This is a genomic window from Curtobacterium sp. MCBA15_013, assembly GCF_001865095.1.
GTDB lineage: Bacteria > Actinomycetota > Actinomycetes > Actinomycetales > Microbacteriaceae > Curtobacterium.
Genome location: NZ_MJGQ01000010.1, coordinates 37,203 through 53,195 on the forward strand (window position 1 = coordinate 37,203; position 15,993 = coordinate 53,195).

At 72.6% G+C, this 15,993-nt stretch carries 16 protein-coding genes; 11 read left to right on the forward strand and 5 right to left on the reverse strand.

The features are described from left to right. Nucleotides 1-18 precede the first annotated feature (18 nt). The 5 genes from BIV01_RS07490 to BIV01_RS07510 are packed head-to-tail and all read right to left on the reverse strand — an operon-like array spanning nt 19 to nt 4,781. Nucleotides 19-855 carry a class II fructose-bisphosphate aldolase gene (locus BIV01_RS07490; protein WP_070417587.1) on the reverse strand — a complete coding sequence of 279 codons (837 nt, stop codon included), beginning with the start codon at nt 853-855 and terminating at the stop codon, nt 19-21. Beyond that, on the reverse strand, nt 852-1,856 hold the full coding sequence (locus BIV01_RS07495; RefSeq protein WP_071302425.1) for a 1-phosphofructokinase family hexose kinase: 1,005 nt from the start codon (nt 1,854-1,856) through the stop codon (nt 852-854). The genes BIV01_RS07490 and BIV01_RS07495 overlap by 4 nt, the downstream gene beginning before the upstream one ends. Next, nucleotides 1,853-3,001 (reverse strand): N-acetylglucosamine-6-phosphate deacetylase, encoded by a 1,149-nt coding sequence (nagA, locus tag BIV01_RS07500; RefSeq protein ID WP_071302426.1) that lies wholly within the window; start codon nt 2,999-3,001, stop codon nt 1,853-1,855. Before nagA ends, BIV01_RS07495 begins: the two co-directional genes overlap by 4 nt. After that, entirely contained in the window at nt 2,998-3,903 is a 906-nt protein-coding gene (locus tag BIV01_RS07505; protein WP_071302427.1) for an ROK family protein, read from the reverse strand. Before BIV01_RS07505 ends, nagA begins: the two co-directional genes overlap by 4 nt. Beyond that, nucleotides 3,903-4,781 (reverse strand): SIS domain-containing protein, encoded by an 879-nt coding sequence (locus BIV01_RS07510; protein WP_070417591.1) that lies wholly within the window; start codon nt 4,779-4,781, stop codon nt 3,903-3,905. Before BIV01_RS07510 ends, BIV01_RS07505 begins: the two co-directional genes overlap by 1 nt. A gap of 132 nt (nt 4,782-4,913) precedes the next feature. Here BIV01_RS07510 and BIV01_RS07515 point away from each other — a divergent pair, with 132 nt between their 5' ends. From BIV01_RS07515 to BIV01_RS07565, 11 genes are all read left to right on the forward strand, one after another. Then, a complete protein-coding gene (locus BIV01_RS07515; protein WP_070419335.1) occupies nt 4,914-5,702 on the forward strand; it encodes a DeoR/GlpR family DNA-binding transcription regulator in 789 nt (262 codons plus the stop codon). 160 nt (nt 5,703-5,862) lie between these two features. Further along, nucleotides 5,863-7,077 carry a Gfo/Idh/MocA family protein gene (locus BIV01_RS07520; protein ID WP_071302428.1) on the forward strand — a complete coding sequence of 405 codons (1,215 nt, stop codon included), beginning with the start codon at nt 5,863-5,865 and terminating at the stop codon, nt 7,075-7,077. A 22-nt stretch (nt 7,078-7,099) separates the two neighbouring features. After that, a complete protein-coding gene (locus BIV01_RS07525; RefSeq protein ID WP_071302429.1) occupies nt 7,100-8,425 on the forward strand; it encodes an ABC transporter substrate-binding protein in 1,326 nt (441 codons plus the stop codon). Nucleotides 8,426-8,435: 10 nt separating this feature from the next. Continuing rightward, nucleotides 8,436-9,425, forward strand: a complete 990-nt coding sequence (locus BIV01_RS07530) for a carbohydrate ABC transporter permease (protein WP_071295637.1) — start codon at nt 8,436-8,438, stop codon at nt 9,423-9,425. Further along, a complete protein-coding gene (locus BIV01_RS07535; RefSeq protein ID WP_071302430.1) occupies nt 9,422-10,282 on the forward strand; it encodes a carbohydrate ABC transporter permease in 861 nt (286 codons plus the stop codon). Before BIV01_RS07530 ends, BIV01_RS07535 begins: the two co-directional genes overlap by 4 nt. Further along, nucleotides 10,279-11,205, forward strand: coding sequence for a hypothetical protein (locus BIV01_RS07540; RefSeq protein WP_071302431.1), 927 nt, complete (start codon nt 10,279-10,281; stop codon nt 11,203-11,205). The genes BIV01_RS07535 and BIV01_RS07540 overlap by 4 nt, the downstream gene beginning before the upstream one ends. Continuing rightward, nucleotides 11,202-11,444 carry a hypothetical protein gene (locus BIV01_RS07545; RefSeq protein WP_070417597.1) on the forward strand — a complete coding sequence of 81 codons (243 nt, stop codon included), beginning with the start codon at nt 11,202-11,204 and terminating at the stop codon, nt 11,442-11,444. The genes BIV01_RS07540 and BIV01_RS07545 overlap by 4 nt, the downstream gene beginning before the upstream one ends. Nucleotides 11,445-11,535: 91 nt before the next feature. After that, on the forward strand, nt 11,536-11,715 hold the full coding sequence (locus BIV01_RS07550) for a YegP family protein (protein ID WP_070417598.1): 180 nt from the start codon (nt 11,536-11,538) through the stop codon (nt 11,713-11,715). A 25-nt stretch (nt 11,716-11,740) separates the two neighbouring features. Then, nucleotides 11,741-13,426 (forward strand): bifunctional 3'-5' exonuclease/DNA polymerase, encoded by a 1,686-nt coding sequence (locus tag BIV01_RS07555; RefSeq protein ID WP_071302432.1) that lies wholly within the window; start codon nt 11,741-11,743, stop codon nt 13,424-13,426. 114 nt (nt 13,427-13,540) lie between these two features. After that, on the forward strand, nt 13,541-14,347 hold the full coding sequence (locus BIV01_RS07560) for a phosphatase PAP2 family protein (RefSeq protein WP_070417601.1): 807 nt from the start codon (nt 13,541-13,543) through the stop codon (nt 14,345-14,347). A 10-nt stretch (nt 14,348-14,357) separates the two neighbouring features. After that, nucleotides 14,358-15,983 carry a serine/threonine-protein kinase gene (locus BIV01_RS07565; RefSeq protein ID WP_071302433.1) on the forward strand — a complete coding sequence of 542 codons (1,626 nt, stop codon included), beginning with the start codon at nt 14,358-14,360 and terminating at the stop codon, nt 15,981-15,983. Nucleotides 15,984-15,993 lie beyond the last annotated feature (10 nt).

Genomic DNA, 15,993 nt, shown 5'->3' on the forward strand with positions numbered 1-15,993 from the left:
GCTCCGCCCTCGGGCGGGTCAGCCGTGCAGCAGCGTCAGCAGCCGGGCGGTCTCGGTGGCGATGGCGTCGCGCCCCGCGGAGACGTACTTGCGCGGATCGACCACGTCCGGACCTTCGTCGAGCACCGCTCGCAGGGCCCGGGTGAAGAGGCCGTTCAGGTGAGTGGAGATGTTGATCTTCGTCATGCCAGCCCGGACGGCTGCCCGCAGCTCGTCGTCCGACAGCCCCGAGGACCCGTGCAGGACGAGCGGGACCGGCACCGTGGCGCGGAGCTGCTCGACGAGCGTCCGGTCCACCGACGCCTCGCGCGTCTGCATCGCGTGGGACGTCCCGACGGCGACCGCCAGTGCGTCCACACCGGTGTCGGCGACGAAGGCAGCGGCGTCGTGCGGATCCGTGCGCACACCGGGAGCGTGCACGCCGTCCTTGCCGCCCACCTCACCGAGCTCGGCCTCGATCGCGACCCCGGCGTCGTGGCACCGGACTGCGAGTCGACGGGTGGCCTCCACGTTCGCGGCGAAGTCGAGGTGCGATCCGTCGTACATGATCGAGTCCACCCCGAGGTCGATGCCGGCGAGCACGAGCTCGGGGTCCTCGATGTGGTCGAGGTGCACGAGGACCTCGACGTCCGCCGACCGAGCGATCGCCGCGGTCGCCGTCGTGATCGGGGCGAGGCCGCCGTGGTAGCGGACGCAGTTCTCGCTGATCTGCAGGACCACGGGGAGCCCCGCTCGCTCGGCGCCGGCGACGATCGCCTCGGCGTGTTCCAGCAGCACCACGTTGAACGCCCCGACGCCGCGGTGTGCGGTCCGTGCGGCGTCGAGCAGTCCGGTGAGGGCGAGGTCGGTGATCATGCGTGGCTCCAGGTCGGGTCGGAGGGTCGGGTGCCGGACCGGACACCGTCGTCGTCCGCGAGGAACCGGCGGACGGCGTCGACGTCGACCTCGCCTGCGACGGGCCGGAGGACGGCGGCGGCGCCGAACGCGGCAGCGGATCGGAGCGCGGCGTGGTCGACGCGGGGCGTGGACGGCGCGGGCGTGGTCGTGGTCGGACTCGTCGGGCCGTCGGACGACCCGCGCAGCAGCGCAGCGAGGAGCCCGGCGGTGGCCGCGTCACCGGCACCCGTGGGGTTGCCGGAGACTCCCGGGACGGCGCGCACCTCGGTGACCCCGGTGCGCGTGTGGGCCGCCAGACCGTCCGCGCCACGGGACACCACGACGGCGCCCGCGCCACGGTCGAGCAGTTGCAGGGCGCCGCTCCGCTCGTCGTCGGCACCGGTCGCCTCGAGGAGTTCGTCGCGGTTGGGCTTGCAGATCGTCGCCCCGGCGTCGGCGGCCGCGAGGAGCGCACCACCCGGGCAGTCGACGAGGCTCGGCACCCCGCGCATCCGAGCGGCGGCCACCCAGTCCGCGACGACGCCCGGGTCGGCGCGGTGCGGCAGGGACCCCGAGACGACGAGGAACTCGACGTCGCCGTCGAGCTGCTGACCGATCACGTCCGTGACGGCGATCCACTCATCGGTGGTCACCTCGGGTCCGGGCTCGCCGAACATCGTCGGGTGCTCGACGTCGTCGACGACGGTGACCGTGGTGCGGGTCTCCCCCGTCACCGCGATGTCGACGTGCGCGAGACCGAGGGCGTCGAGGCCGTCGGCGATCCACCGGCCGGCAGCCGCACCGAGCGGCAGGACGGCGCGGGACGGGATCCCGACCGCGTCGAGCACCCGCCCGACGTTGAGGCCCTTGCCACCCGGACGACGGGCGACGTCCAGGACGCGCTGCGTCGTCCCGACGCGCTGACGGGCGACACGGTAGGTCACGTCCACCGCCGGGTTGGGCGTCACGATGAGGATCACCGGTGCACCGCCGCGGTCGTCTGCAGGTCGAGGACGCGCCAGGGCTCCGACCGCGCGGCACTGCTGGGGCCCTCGTCGATCACGAGCAGGTCGGCGGGAGCGCCGACCGAGAGCGGCGCCGGGAGGCCGAGCAGGCGTGCCGGTCGCGCCGACGTCGCCGCGACGACCTCGGGCAGCGGGGTGCCACCGTCGAGGAGGCGTCGGGCGGCTTCCTGCACGGTGATGGTGCTGCCGGCGAGGGACGATCCGTCGGCGAGCAGCGCGACGCCGTCACGGACCGAGACCGCCGAACCCGCGATCGCGTGCTCGCCGTCGCCGCAGCCGGTGGCGGCCATCGCGTCCGAGACGAGCACGAGGCGGTCCGGCGCGGCTCGCCGCACGAGTTCGACCGCCGCGGGATCGAGGTGGTGCCCGTCGACGATGCACTCGACCAGGACGCGGTCGTCGGTCAGGGCGACGCCGACCGGGCCCGGCCGGCGGTGGTGCAGTGGGGGCATGCCGTTGAAGAGGTGCGTGACGAGGGTGGCACCGGCGTCGATCGCTGCACGCGTCTCGTCGGCGGAGGCATCGGTGTGACCGATCGCGACGACGACACCGGCGTCGACGAGGTGGCCCACGGCGTCGATCGCTCCGGGGAGTTCCGGTGCGAGCGTGACGATCCGGAGCGCGCCGTCCGCCGCTGTGAGGAAGCCGTCGAGCTCCGCCGGGTCCGGTGCGTGCAGGAGGTCCGACCGGTGGGCACCGCGGCGCGCGGGTGACAGCCACGGTCCCTCGAGGTGGAGCCCGGCGAGCGTGCCCTCGGCGACGAGGACGTGGAGGCGTCCGAGTGCTGCGATCGTCTCGGCGACCGGGCCCGTCGCGACGGACGCGATGAGCGACGTCGTCCCGCGTGCGCGGTGGTGGCCCGCAGCGAGCGCGGCACCGTCCGTCGTGGCCGTGGCGAAGTCGTGCCCGAGCGCCCCGTGGGCGTGCAGGTCGACCGCCCCCGGCAGCAGCGTTCCCTCGATCGTCACCGCGGTGTCGGTCCGCGGGGGCGACCCGGATCCGCTCTCGAGGACCGAGCCGGCGTCGTCGACCGCCAGCCACCCGTCGTGGAGGTCGTGCGTCGCGGTGAGGATCCGCCGCGCACGCACCAGGGTGCTCATGCGTGCACCTCGGCGTCGAGCGCCGTGCGCGCCAACAGCCCGGCACCGATGGCACCGGCCGCATCGCCGTGCCGTGCCGGGGCGAGGACCGGGACGCGCAACCCCGGGAGCCGTTCGACGAGGGCCGTCCGGAGCGGATCGAACAGCAGCGGGCCGGACTCGGCCAGTCCCCCGCCCACGATGATCGTGTGGCAGCCGGCGACCGTCGTGGTCCACGCCAGGGCGTCCGCGAGCACGTCGATGCACTCGTGCCAGACCGTGGTGGCCACCGGGTCCCCGGCGCGGACGCGGAGCATCGCCTCGTGTGCCGAGGTGGAGCCCGACCGACGGGCGACTCCCCCTGCGGACGCGATCTCCTCGACGCGGCGCCCCGCATGTGGCCCGGCGGGGATCCGGACCTGTCCGATCTCCCCCGCCCAACCGCCGCCCGCGACGACCACGCCGTCGACGACGAGGGCACTCGCGAGTCCGGTGCCGACCGGGACGAAGGCGACGGAACCACGGGTGAGCGCCGGTGCCGCGCCGGAGGTCTCCGCCAGGGCGCCGGCACGCACGTCGTGTCCGAAGGCCAGCGGGACGTCGATCCCCCGTGCGGCGAACTCGGCCCGGACCCGGTCCCGCACCGGGACGTCCCGCCACCCGAGGTTCACCGCGAGGACGACGGTGCCGGCCCCGTCGTCCACGACACCCGGCGTCACGAGGCCCACCGCATCGAGGTCGCCACGGCGCAGTGCCCGTTCGGCGAGCTCCGCCACGACGGTGGCGAGCATCGTCGCGTCGGTGTCGCCGCGCGGCGTCGGGACGCGGGTCTCGTCGAGGACGAGTCCGTCGGCGCCGGTCAGTCGGGCCTTGATGCCCGTGCCGCCGACGTCGACCCCGAGCACCGCGCCTGCACCGCGCATCAGGTGAGGATGACCGAACGGGTGAGCGAGCGGGGGTTGTCCGGGTCGAGGCCGCGTCCCTCGGCGAGGGCGACCGCGAACCGGTGCACCACGACGAGCCCGGCGATCGGGTCGAGGTCGTGCTGGACGAAGCGCGCACCGGTCGCAGCGACCTCGTCCGCGAGCCCTTCCGGCGCGGTTCCGAGCGACCAGACGAGTCGGCCGGGCTGGGCGATCGCGATCGGACCGTGCCGGTAGTCCATGGCGGGGTAGGACTCCGCCCAGAACTGCGCTGCCTCGCGCGTCTTGAGGGCGGCCTCGAACGTGAGGCCGACCGCCGGACCGCGGCCCACGAAGGTGACCTGCTCAGCATCGAGGAGGTCGTCGATCGGGAGGCCGAGGGCGGTCTCGGCCTGTGCTGCGAGGGCGTCCACGTCGTCACCGATCGACGCACGGAGGAGCGCGAGCGTGGTCGTCGCGAAGCGCGTCTGCACGACCGAGCGCTCGTCGGCGAAGGGCAGTGCCACGACGACGTCGGCGACGGCGGCGGCCGGGCTGTCCGGGACCGCGGTGACGAGCACGGTGCGTCGACCGCGCAGGGCCTGCAACAGGTCCACGATCTCGGTCGTGGTGCCGGACCGGCTGATCGTCACGACCCGGTCGTAGTCGCGGCCGATCGGGTACTCCGAGCCGGCGAAGGCGTCCGTCACGCCCAGGCCCGCCTGCTCACGGGCGACGGCGTAGCTCATCGCGATGAACCAGCTCGTCCCGCAGCCGACCACGGCCACGCGTTCTCCGGGCTGGGGGAGCGACGCCTCGAACGACGAGAGGAGCGCGGCGGCAGCGCGCCACGTCTCCGGCTGCGACGTCAGTTCTGCGCTCACGAAGGTGTCGGTCATGGGTGCCTTCCGGTCCGCTTCGATCCGGGTGATCGATGATGAGGAAGCGTAGCGAGCGATCGTGCGCGATGGAAGAGCAAAACGTCATTCCCGATCACCGGGTGCGCGCGGTGACGCCATAAGATGGCCGACATGACCCCTCAACAGCGGCTCAACGCCCTGCTCGAACTGGTGAGCGAACGCGGCAACGTGTCGATCGCCGAGATCGGGGAGCTGCTCGGGATCTCGCCCGCGACCGCCCGACGCGACCTCGCGACGCTGGCGGACCAGCGCCTGGTCACCCGCACCCACGGCGGTGCCGCGGCGCTCGGGGCAGGCTACGAACTGCCACTGCAGTACAAGATCGCCCGTCAGGCCGAGGCGAAGACCGCGATCGCCCGCGCCGCCTCGCGGCTGGTGCAGCCCGGCGACACCGTCGGGTTGAACGGGGGGACGACGACGACCGAGGTCGCCCGTGAGCTCGGCAAGAGCGAGCGCTTCACCCGGGCGGACGGCGAGTACGGGGTGACGATCGTCACCAACGCGTTGAACATCGGGTACGAGCTGTCGGTCCGCGCCAACGTCAAGATCGTGGTCACGGGCGGCGTCGCGCGGCGGCAGTCCTACGAGCTCGTGGGCCCGCTCGTCCGGGACACCCTGGACGAGTTCGCGCTCGACGTGGTCGTGCTCGGTGTCGACGGGCTGAGCGGCCAGTACGGCGCCACGACCATGCACGAGGGCGAGGCGGAGGTCAGCCGGCACTTCGCGTCCGTCGGGCGCCGGGTGATCGTGGTCGCCGACTCGACCAAGATCGAACGGGCGACCTTCGCGCGGATCTGTCCGCTCGACCGGATCGACGCACTCGTCACCGACCAGCCCGTCCCGTCGGCGTTCGCCGCGGAGCTCGCCAGTGCCGGTGTGGAGCTCGTCGTCGCCGACTGAGCGGACGAGTCCTCCGGGGGACTCCCCGGCGCAGGCCTGTGCACGACGTTTCGATCGTGTAAAACCATCCACACCCTCCCCATGAGCGTTCGTTGAGCGCCTATTGTGCATTCATGATCGATTCGGCATCATGGGCGTCACAATCACGCAAGGGAGCGAGATGAGCATGGGTGACGCGTTCACAGGACGACCACTACGGGTCGGCATCGTCGGCATGGGGCAGCGTGCGGCGATCGCCCGCCACGTGGCCGAGGCGGCTGCCGCCGCTCCCGACCTGGAGGCGCGGGTCGTCGCCGTCGCCGAGGTCACCGAGCAGGGGCGCGAGCGGGCCCGGGCCGAGTACCCGGACGCCCTCGTCGTCGAGCACCACGGGGGACTCGTCGGGGTCGTCGACGCGGCGATCGTCACGACCCCCGACTGGACGCACGCCGCGATCGCGATCGACCTGCTCCGCGCCGGCATCGCGGTCTACCTCGAGAAGCCCATGGCCATCACGGTCGAGGACGCCGACGCCGTCCTCGACACCGCGGCGGAGACCGGCACGCCGCTGTACGTCGGGCACAACTTCCGTCACGCCGCGGTCGTGCGGCTGATGCGCGAGATCGTCGACCGCGGGGAGATCGGCCAGGTCAAGGCGGTCTGGTGCCGGCACTTCGTCGGCAACGGCGGCGACTACTACTTCAAGGACTGGCACGCCGACCGCACCAAGGTGAACTCCCTGCTCCTGCAGAAGGCCAGCCACGACCTCGACGTCATCCACGCGCTCGGCGGTGGGGACACCGCGCGGGTCGTCGGCATGGGGTCCTTGTCGGTCTACGGCGACGTCACCGACCGTCGCGACCGCAGCGGCGAGCTCATGGGGGACTGGTTCTCCCTCGACAACTGGCCGCCCCTCGAGCAGACCGGGCTGAACCCCGTCGTCGACGTCGAGGACGTGTCGATGGTGATGATGACCCTCGACAACGGTGTGCAGGCGAGTTACGAGCAGTGCCACTTCACGCCGGACTACTGGCGCAACTACACGGTCATCGGGACCGAGGGACGGCTCGAGAACATCGGCGACACCGGCGGTGGCGTCGTGAAGGTCTGGAGCCGTCGTCGCGGCTGGGACGTCGCGGGGGACCGCGAGTACCCGATCGACGGGGTCGCCGCCGGCCACGCCGATGCCGACCTCCTCACGATGACCGAGTTCCTCCGGCACGTCGCGCTGGGGGAGCCGACGACCCTCTCGCCGATCGCGGCCCGTTCCGCCGTCGCCGCAGGAGCGCTCGCGACCCGGTCGCTCCGGAACGGATCCGTCCCCATCGACGTCCCGCCGCTCGCGGCCGCGACGATCGCCCACTTCACCGACCCCACCCCGGCCGTCACCCGCTGACGGACTCGCGAAAGGACACCCGATGCACGCACCCACCTCTGCCAAGGGCCGCGGCCGTCGCCGTGCGCTCCTCGGCGCCGTCGCCGCGATCGGCGCAGCCGTGCTCCTCGCCGGCTGCAGCACGTCCTCCGGCGCCTCCAGCGCCGGCGGCGACTACGAGAAGGCCGCCAAGGACACCAAGGCGACCCTGACGTACGCCGTCTGGGACGAGAACCAGGTCAAGGCGATCAAGGCGAACCTCGAAGGCTTCAACGAGGAGTACCCGGACATCAAGGTCAACGTGGACGTGACCCCGTTCGCCAGCTACTGGACGAAGCTGCAGACCCAGGGCTCGAGCAACACCCTGCCCGACGTGTTCTGGATGAACGGCCCGAACTTCCAGCTCTACGCGGCGAACGGCAAGCTCGCGCCGATCACCGGTGAGGTCGAGGCCGGCGCGATCGACCCCGCGAAGTACTCGTCCGCCCTCAACGACCTGTACACGTACGACAAGACCCAGTACGGCGTCCCCAAGGACTTCGACACCATCGGCGTCTGGATGAACAAGGCGCTCTTCGAGAAGGCCGGGGTCGCCATGCCCTCGAAGGACTGGACCTGGGACGACTTCCAGAAGACCGGAGCCGAGCTCTCCGAGAAGCTCAAGGCCGACGGCGCGTACGGCGCGGCCGGCGGCATGGACGGACAGACCACCTACTACGACACGATCTTCCAGGCCGGTGGGAACGTGATCGACGCGGACGGCACGAAGTCCGAGTACGACACCGCCGCCGCCGAGGCCGGGCTGCAGTTCTGGACCGACCTCATCGCGTCCGGGGCGTCGCCCTCGATCAAGCAGCTGACCGACACCACCGCCGACCAGTGGTTCACCTCGGGCAAGCTCGCCATGTACCAGGGCGGCAGCTGGTTCCGCTCCGCGTTGACCGGCACCGACCTCGAGAAGGACGTCGTCGTGTACCCGCTCCCCAAGGGCAAGGAGCAGGCGACGGTCATCCACGGTGTCTCCAACGTCGTGTCCGCGAACACGAAGAACAAGGCCGCCGCACAGGCGCTCCAGGTCTACCTCGCGAGCAAGCAGGCCCAGCAGCAACAGGGCGACATGGGTGCGGTGATCCCGGCGTACGAGGGCACGCAGAGCGCCTTCACGAAGACGATGCCGGACGCCGACCTGCAGGTCTTCCTCGACGCGGTGGACTACGCCAAGCCGCTCCCGGTCTCGAAGAACACGGCGGCGTGGAACACGCTCGAGACGAACCTGCTGCCGAGTGCCTTCGACGGATCGACCCCGGTCGACGACGTGGCGAAGCAGCTCGCGCAGAAGATGGACGCCGCCCTCACCAAGGAACAGTGAGCCCCACACCGTGACGATCCACACCGAGCGACACCCGACCTCGGACGCCCCGGCCCGGACGCAGCGCGCGTCCGGGCCCGGGGCCCCGGGCTCCCGGCGTCCGACCGCCGGCACGACCAGACCTCCGGCGCACCGGACCGACGGGTTCTGGCCGTGGCTGTTCGTCCTCCCGTTGCTCGTCGGCGTCGGGACGTTCTACATCTGGCCGATCATCCAGACGTTCTGGTACTCCTTCACCACCTGGGGTGTGTTCGGCGGCGCCACCTTCTCCGGCATCGCGAACTACGTCCGGTTGGTCTCCGATCCGCAGCTCTACCAGTCGCTGCTCAACACGGTGATCTACACGGTGATCGTCCTGCTCGGCATCCCCGTGGCGGTCTGGCTCGCCAGTCTGCTCAACACCCCGGGCCTGCGGTTCGCGCAGTTCTACCGTGTGCTCTTCTTCCTGCCCTACGTCGCCATGCCCGCCGCGATCGCACTCGTCTGGCGGATCATGTTCAACGGCGACTACGGCATCGTGAACTGGTTCATCGGGCTGTTCGGGATCGACGGGCCGTACTGGATCTCGACGCCCGGCTTCGCGCTCGTCGCGGTGAGCCTGGTCGGGCTGTGGTCCTCGCTCGGGTTCTCGATGATCATCCTCGGCGCCGGCCTCAAGGACATCCCGCCCGAGCTGTACGAGGCAGCCGAGCTCGACGGCGCCTCTCGCTGGCGGCAGTTCCGGTCGGTGACGGTGCCGCTCCTCAGCCCGAGCATCTTCTTCGTGGTGATCGTCACGACCATCTCGAGCTTCCAGCTGTTCGACCTGCTCTACGCGATCCTCGGCAGCACCAACCCGGTGATCCCGAAGACGATGTCGCTCGTCTTCTACTTCTACAGCGCCGGCTTCATCGACAACGACAAGGGCTTCGCGGCGGCGATCGCGATGGTGATCTTCGTCCTCATCGGCATCGTCACGCTCGTGCAGTTCCGGTTCCAGCGGAAGTGGGTCCAGGCATGACCGCCACCGTCACACCGACCAGGACCGGCCGCCGGCCGGCGCGCCGCGGCGGCAGCCACTGGTGGATCCACGTCGTCCTCGGCGTCGGCGGGTTCGTCATGGCGTTCCCGTTCCTCTGGCAGATCATCATGTCCCTGTCGACGAACGCGCAGGTGCAGTCCGTCACACCGACCTTCTGGCCGGGGGAGCTGCAGTGGCAGAACTACGCGCAGGTGTTCGAACGCCTGCCGTTCCTGAGCCAGCTCGGGACGTCGGTGATGGTCACGATCATCCGGACGCTCGCGCAGATCGTGCTCTGCACCCTCGCCGGCTACGCGTTCGCCCGCATGCGGTTCCGCGGCCGGGCGATCCTGCTCGCGATCGTCCTGTCGATCCTGCTCGTCCCGTCGCAGGTGTACCTGATCTCCCAGTACCAGATCGTGCAGGGGCTCGGATGGTTGGACACCCTGATGGGCATCGTCGCACCGGGGCTGTTCAGTGCCTTCGGGACGTTCCTGATGCGGACCGCGTTCCTCAACCTCCCCCCGGAGCTCGAGGAAGCCGCTCGGATGGACGGCGCGAACCCGTTCCAGACCTTCTGGCGCATCATGCTGCCGTTGGCCCGACCGTCCATCAGCGTGCTGGCGATCACCACGGTCCTCTGGTCGTGGAACGAGCTGCTCTGGCCGCTCGTCGTGTCGACCCGTGCCGAGGACATGCCGCTCGCCGCAGGCCTCGCGACCCTCTCCAGCGACCGCACGATCGACTACCCCGTGCTCATGGCCGCGAGCCTCATGGCCATGGCACCGGTGCTGATCATGTTCGTCGTGCTGCAACGCCGCGTGATCGACGGCCTGGCCGCGTCCGGACTGAAGTGACGTCCGACCACGACCGGCCCGACCACGACCGGCCCGACCACGACCGGATCGACCCCGACCGGCCCGACCACGACCGGCCCGACCGCGACCGGATCGTGCACGACGGGACCGAGCTCCTCGCCGCGGCGATCGGATCCGTCCCCGACCCAGGAGAGCTGGCCGCCGCACTCGAGTCGACCGTCCGCGGCCTTCCCGACAGCGTGATCGTCGACGTCCTCCGCGCCGTCCGACCCCGGACGGCGGCCTGGCTGCGTGCCCACGGCGCCTCGGCCGACCAGGCGGCCGAAAGCATCGCGGACGTCGACCGCAAGCTCGGGCGGTACGGCCTCCGGGGAACCGGTCTGGACTGGTTCTGCGCGGTCCTCACCGCCCGCGTGGTGACGGTGGGGCGCCTCCAGTTCGAGATCGGCGACACGGCGGCCGACGGCTCCGCGGCCTGGGGCGTCCACGTCCCCGAGACGGGTCCGCTCGACGCCCCCGCGTGCGACCGATCGTTCGACGAAGCGCCCGCGATCCTCCGTGCCGTGGCACCGGCGCACGTGGCCGGCTGGTGGCAGTGCCGCTCGTGGATCCTCGACCCCGGGCTCCCCGACGTGCTCGGCCCGGACGCGAACCTCGTACGGTTTGCCCGCCGCTTCGAACTGGGACCGCCCTCGTCCGGTGACGCCGCCGAAGGGGACGGCGGTGTCGCGAAGTTCGTCCTCGGCACGACGCTGCCCGACGCCCGCGCGGCGGTGTCACGCGGGTCGATCCCCTCCGGCCGCCTCGCCGCCGGGGTCGCAGCCCGGTGGCGGTCGGGCGAGCACTGGACGGCCCGCACCGGGACGATCCGGGTCGCCGACCCGGGGCGACCGCCCGGAGCGCGATCGTCCGGAGCCGCCCGACCCGGTGCCAGCACCCCGGGCGTACCGTCCCTCCCATGACGAAGCCCGACCGCGACCACCTCGACGACGGTGTCGACATGTCCTTCGAAGAACGCCGCCAGGACACCTTCCGACGCATGTCCGGCTCCGACGAGCACGACGCCGACCCACGGGTCGAGGTGTCCCGCGCCGAGGACGGCGACGTCCGCATCGACGTCTCCGACAGTGCCGCGGTCCGCCCAGGCGGCGGGACCTCGCAGCGACCCCGCGGTGACGGGGACGCGAACACCGCGGATTGAGGCTTCCGCGATCCGGTCCCGGCCAGTAGCGTGCGGAGCAGACCGCGTTCCGCGGACAACGGGCACCATCGGATCGAAGCGAGGAGTCGACATGGCCGGCAAGTTCGAGATCTGGACCGACGCCAAGGGGGAGTACCGCTTCCACCTCAAGGCGGGCAACGGCGAGGTCATCGCCACGTCCGAGGGGTACGCCTCGAAGGCGGGTGCGAAGAACGGCATCGCCTCCGTGCAGCAGAACGCGCCCGGCGCGGAGGTCGTCGAGCTCGACTGACGGTGGCGCACGGCATGATCGTTCCGTGCACCTCGTCCTCCGCCGCGTCGACGGCGGCGTCCTCGCGACACCCCTGACCGACGCGGGGACCGCAGACGGCGAGCCGATCCGGGTGGACGAGCCGCGCCTCCCGGCCTTCGTCGCGTCCCGGGACGCGCCCGACGTGCGCTGGGTGTGGGACGACACCGCGCGCTGGTACCCGGCCGTGCTCGCGGCCGGCGGCCGGGTCGGGCGCTGCATCGACCTGCGCCTGTGCCGCCGCATCCTGCGATCGGCCCTCGCGGCACGGGACACCGCGCTCGCCGCCGCGCCCGTCGACGCGTGGGACGCCGCCGTCCAGGAGGCGCGGGTCACCCGCCCGACGCACGCCCGCCTCTTCGACGACGCGCTCTTCGACGTGTCGCCTCCCGACGACGAGCTGGACCCGGTGGCAGAGCTGCGGGCGCAGCTCGACGCGGTCGCGTCGTCGACCGCGCCGGGTGCGCTGCGGCTCCTGGTGACGGCGGAGTCCGCCGGCGCGCTCGTGGCGGCGGAGATGCTCCACGCCGGGCTGCCCTGGCGCGCCGACGTGCACGAACGACTGCTCGAGGACGCGCTCGGACCGCGGGTGCCGTACGGCGTGCGCCCTCGGCGGCTCGAGGAGATCGCGGCCGTCGTGCGCGAGCGGCTCGGTGACCCGTCGCTCAACCCGGACTCGCCCGCCGACGTCCTGAAGTCCCTGCGCCGGGCCGGCCTGATGGTCACGAGCACGCGGAAGTGGGAGCTGCAGGAGATCGAGCACCCGGTCATCGAACCGCTGCTCGAGTACAAGCGGCTCGCGCGGTTGCTGACCGCGAACGGCTGGACCTGGCTCGACGAGTGGGTGCACGAGGGTCGGTTCCACCCGAAGTACCTGGTCGGTGGGGTCGTCACCGGGCGATGGGCGGCCGACGGCGGGGGAGCGATGCAGCTGCCGAAGGGCATCCGCGCCGCCGTGGTCGCGGACGACGGGTGGAAGCTCGTGGTGGCCGACGCGGCGCAGCTGGAGCCCCGGGTGCTCGCGGCGATGGCCGGCGACCGGGCGATGGCGGCGGCCGGGGACGGGCGCGACCTGTACGACGGCGTCGTGGCCTCCGGCGCGGTCGAGACCCGGCAGCAGGCCAAGGGCGCGATGCTCGGCGCGATGTACGGGGCGACCCAGGGCGAGGGCGGGCGGCTCGTCCCGCGGCTCGAGCGGGCGTTCCCGGCCGCCCTCGGACTCGTCAGCCGGGCAGCCCGGGCGGGGGAGCGGGGCGAACCCGTGACGACCTTGCTCGGCCGGACGTCACCGGTGCCGGACGCCTCGTGGTTCGCGGCGCGGAACCAGGCCTACACGGTCGAGGGGACGCCGGCGATGCAGCGGGCGGTGGAGTCGCGGGCACGGAGCTGGGGGCGGTTCACCCGGAACTTCATCGTGCAGGGCACCGCTGCCGAGTGGGCGCTCGCGTGGATGGGGTCGTTGCGCTCGCGGCTCGCCGAGCGCTTCCGGGGGCCGGTGACGGACGGCCCGCACCTGGTGTTCTTCGTGCACGACGAGATCGTGGTGCACACCCCGGCCGAGCACGCCGAGTGGGTGGCCGAGCAGATCCGGGCCGCCGCCGCCGATGCCGGGCGTCTGCTCTTCCGCGACTTCCCGGTGGTGTTCCCGCTCTCGGTGGCGGTCGTCGACGACTACGGCGCCGCGAAGGACTGACGCGGCGCACCTGCGCGCCCGGTGCCCGGCGCACCGGCGGCGCCCGGTGCACCGGTGCCCGGCGGCGCCCGGGCGCACCGCACCCGCACACCGGGACTCGGGCAGGGTGGGTCGATGCAGACCGATCACCCCGAGGCCCCCGACCAACGCGTCGGCGACGTCGACCTCACGACGTGGCGCACCCGCGCCGGCCGGGCCTCCGCGGACGGCTGGGCAGCGCTCGGCCACCGCTGGGGTGCGCTCCCGCTGCTCGTGGTCACCCTCGCGATCGGCATCGGGGTCGCCGTGACCGCGACCTGGGCGGCCTCCGAGGTCTACGACGCCGTGCGCGAGGCCGACGACGTCGCCGTGCTCGACCGCCCCGTGCTCGACTGGATGCTCACGCTCCGGTCGCCGACGGCCGACACCCTCGTGACCTGGTGGACGGACGTCGCCGGCACCATCGGGATGCCGATCGTCGCCCTGGGGTTCCTCGTCGGGTTCACGATCCAGCGTCGTGCCTGGACGCCCCTCGTGCTGCTCGTCGCGGCCGCGGGCGGGTCCCTGCTCATGACGGTCGCGGGCAAGGACCTCATCGGCCGTGCCCGCCCGCCGCTGCGCGATGCCGTCCCGCCGTACGAGCACTCGCCGTCGTTCCCGTCCGGGCACACGCTCAACGCGACCGTCATCGTCGGGACGATCGTGTACCTGCTGCTCCTCCGGCAGTCGAAGCTCGTGACCCGGGTGCTGACGATCGTCGCCGGGACGTTCTTCGTCGTCTCGGTCGGCATCTCGCGGGTGTTCCTCGGCCACCACTGGCTGACCGACGTCCTGGCGGCGTGGGCGCTCGGGCTCGCCTGGCTGGCGCTGGTGATCACGGCGCACCGCCTCTACCTCACGGCGCTCCGCCGCGGTGCGCGACCCGTCAGGTCGTCCCGGTAGGTTGCCCCGCATGGAAGAACGGGTCTTCGGCGGTCGGTACCGCGTCACGGGAACGCTCGGGCACGGTGGCATGGCCTCCGTCTACCGGGCGGTCGACGAGCAGCTCGGGCGTGAGGTGGCGGTCAAGGTCTTCCGCATCGGAGCGGTCGACCACGGCGAACGCGCCCGTGCCGAGGCGGAGATCCAGACCCTCGCGGCGCTCCGCAGCCCGGCACTCGTGACCCTGTACGACGCCGCGCTCGACGACGTCGACGGCGACTCGTACCTCGTGATGGAACTCGTCCCGGGGAGCGACCTCGCGACGCGACTGCGCGAGGGGCCGCTGGACCGTGCCACCGCCGCCGGTGTCGGGGCGCAGGTCGCGGACGGCCTCGCGGCGGCGCACGCGCAGGGCATCGTCCACCGCGACGTGAAGCCGGCGAACGTGCTGCTCGAGAGCGACGGCGTCCACGTCAAGCTCGCCGACTTCGGCATCGCCCTGCTGCGGGACGGCGCCCGGGCCACCCAGACCGGCACGGTGATGGGCACGGCGGCGTACATCGCACCGGAGCAGGTCCTGGCGCAGCCGATCACCGGCAAGGCCGACGTGTACGCGCTCGGGCTCATGCTCCTCGAGGCGCTCACCGGCAAGCAGCCGTTCCCGGGCAGCGCGGTCGAGTCCGCGACCGCTCGCCTCACCCGCGGTCCGGAGATCGACCCGCACCTGCCCACTGCCTGGCGCACGCTCCTGCACGTCATGACCGCGCAGGACCCGGCGGACCGGCCCTCGGCGGCCGAGGCCGCACAGCGACTCCGTGCGCTCGGCCACGACGACGCCGCTCCGGCCACGCAGCTCCTCCCCGGCGGTCCCGGCACGGTCACGCCGGCCGTGGCGGGTGCGGCGGCCGGTGCCGCGGCGGCGGGCGCTGCGGGTGCCGCCCGTGCGGACGAGGCGACGCAGGCGATGCCGGCGAGTCGCGCCTCCGGGGCCGACGACGCCACGCGAGCCATGCCGACCGCGCAGCCCGGCGGCGCCGACGACGCGACGCGCGTCCTGGACGCGCAGCGGCCGAACGCCTCCGACGACGTCGCGACCACGGTGCTCGGCGCGCAGGGGGGCCGCAGTGCGGACGGCGCGACCGGAGCGGTCGGCCGTGCCGGAGGCCCCCGTGGCCCGGTCGAGGCACCCCCGGCACCGGCGCCGGACGACCGACCCCGGCGCCGACGCGGGCCGATCATCGCCGCCGTGGTGATCGGTGTGCTCGTGCTCGCCGGCATCGTCGTCGCCGTGTTCGCCCTGAACGGGGACGACGGGTCGACGCCGGCACCGACCGAGTCGAGCTCGCCCTCGACCGACGACCAGCAGCCGAGTGAGCCGGCGGAGCAGCCGTCCGAGCCGGCGGAGCAGCCGTCCGAACCGGCCGAGCAGCCGTCCGAGCCCGCACAGCAGCCGTCCGAACCGGCCGAGCAGCCGTCCGAGCCGGCACAGCCGAGCGACCCGGCGGACGATCCCTCGGTGGGGCCGCAGCCGTCGAGCCCGGCGTCCAACCCCGTGCAGGCTCCGCAGGACGGCGCCGACCCGGCCGTCGACACGAGCGGTCCGGGCAGCTCCGGTCCCGGGAACTCGGCGAACGCCCCGGGGCACAACCGGGGCTGACACGCCGAGG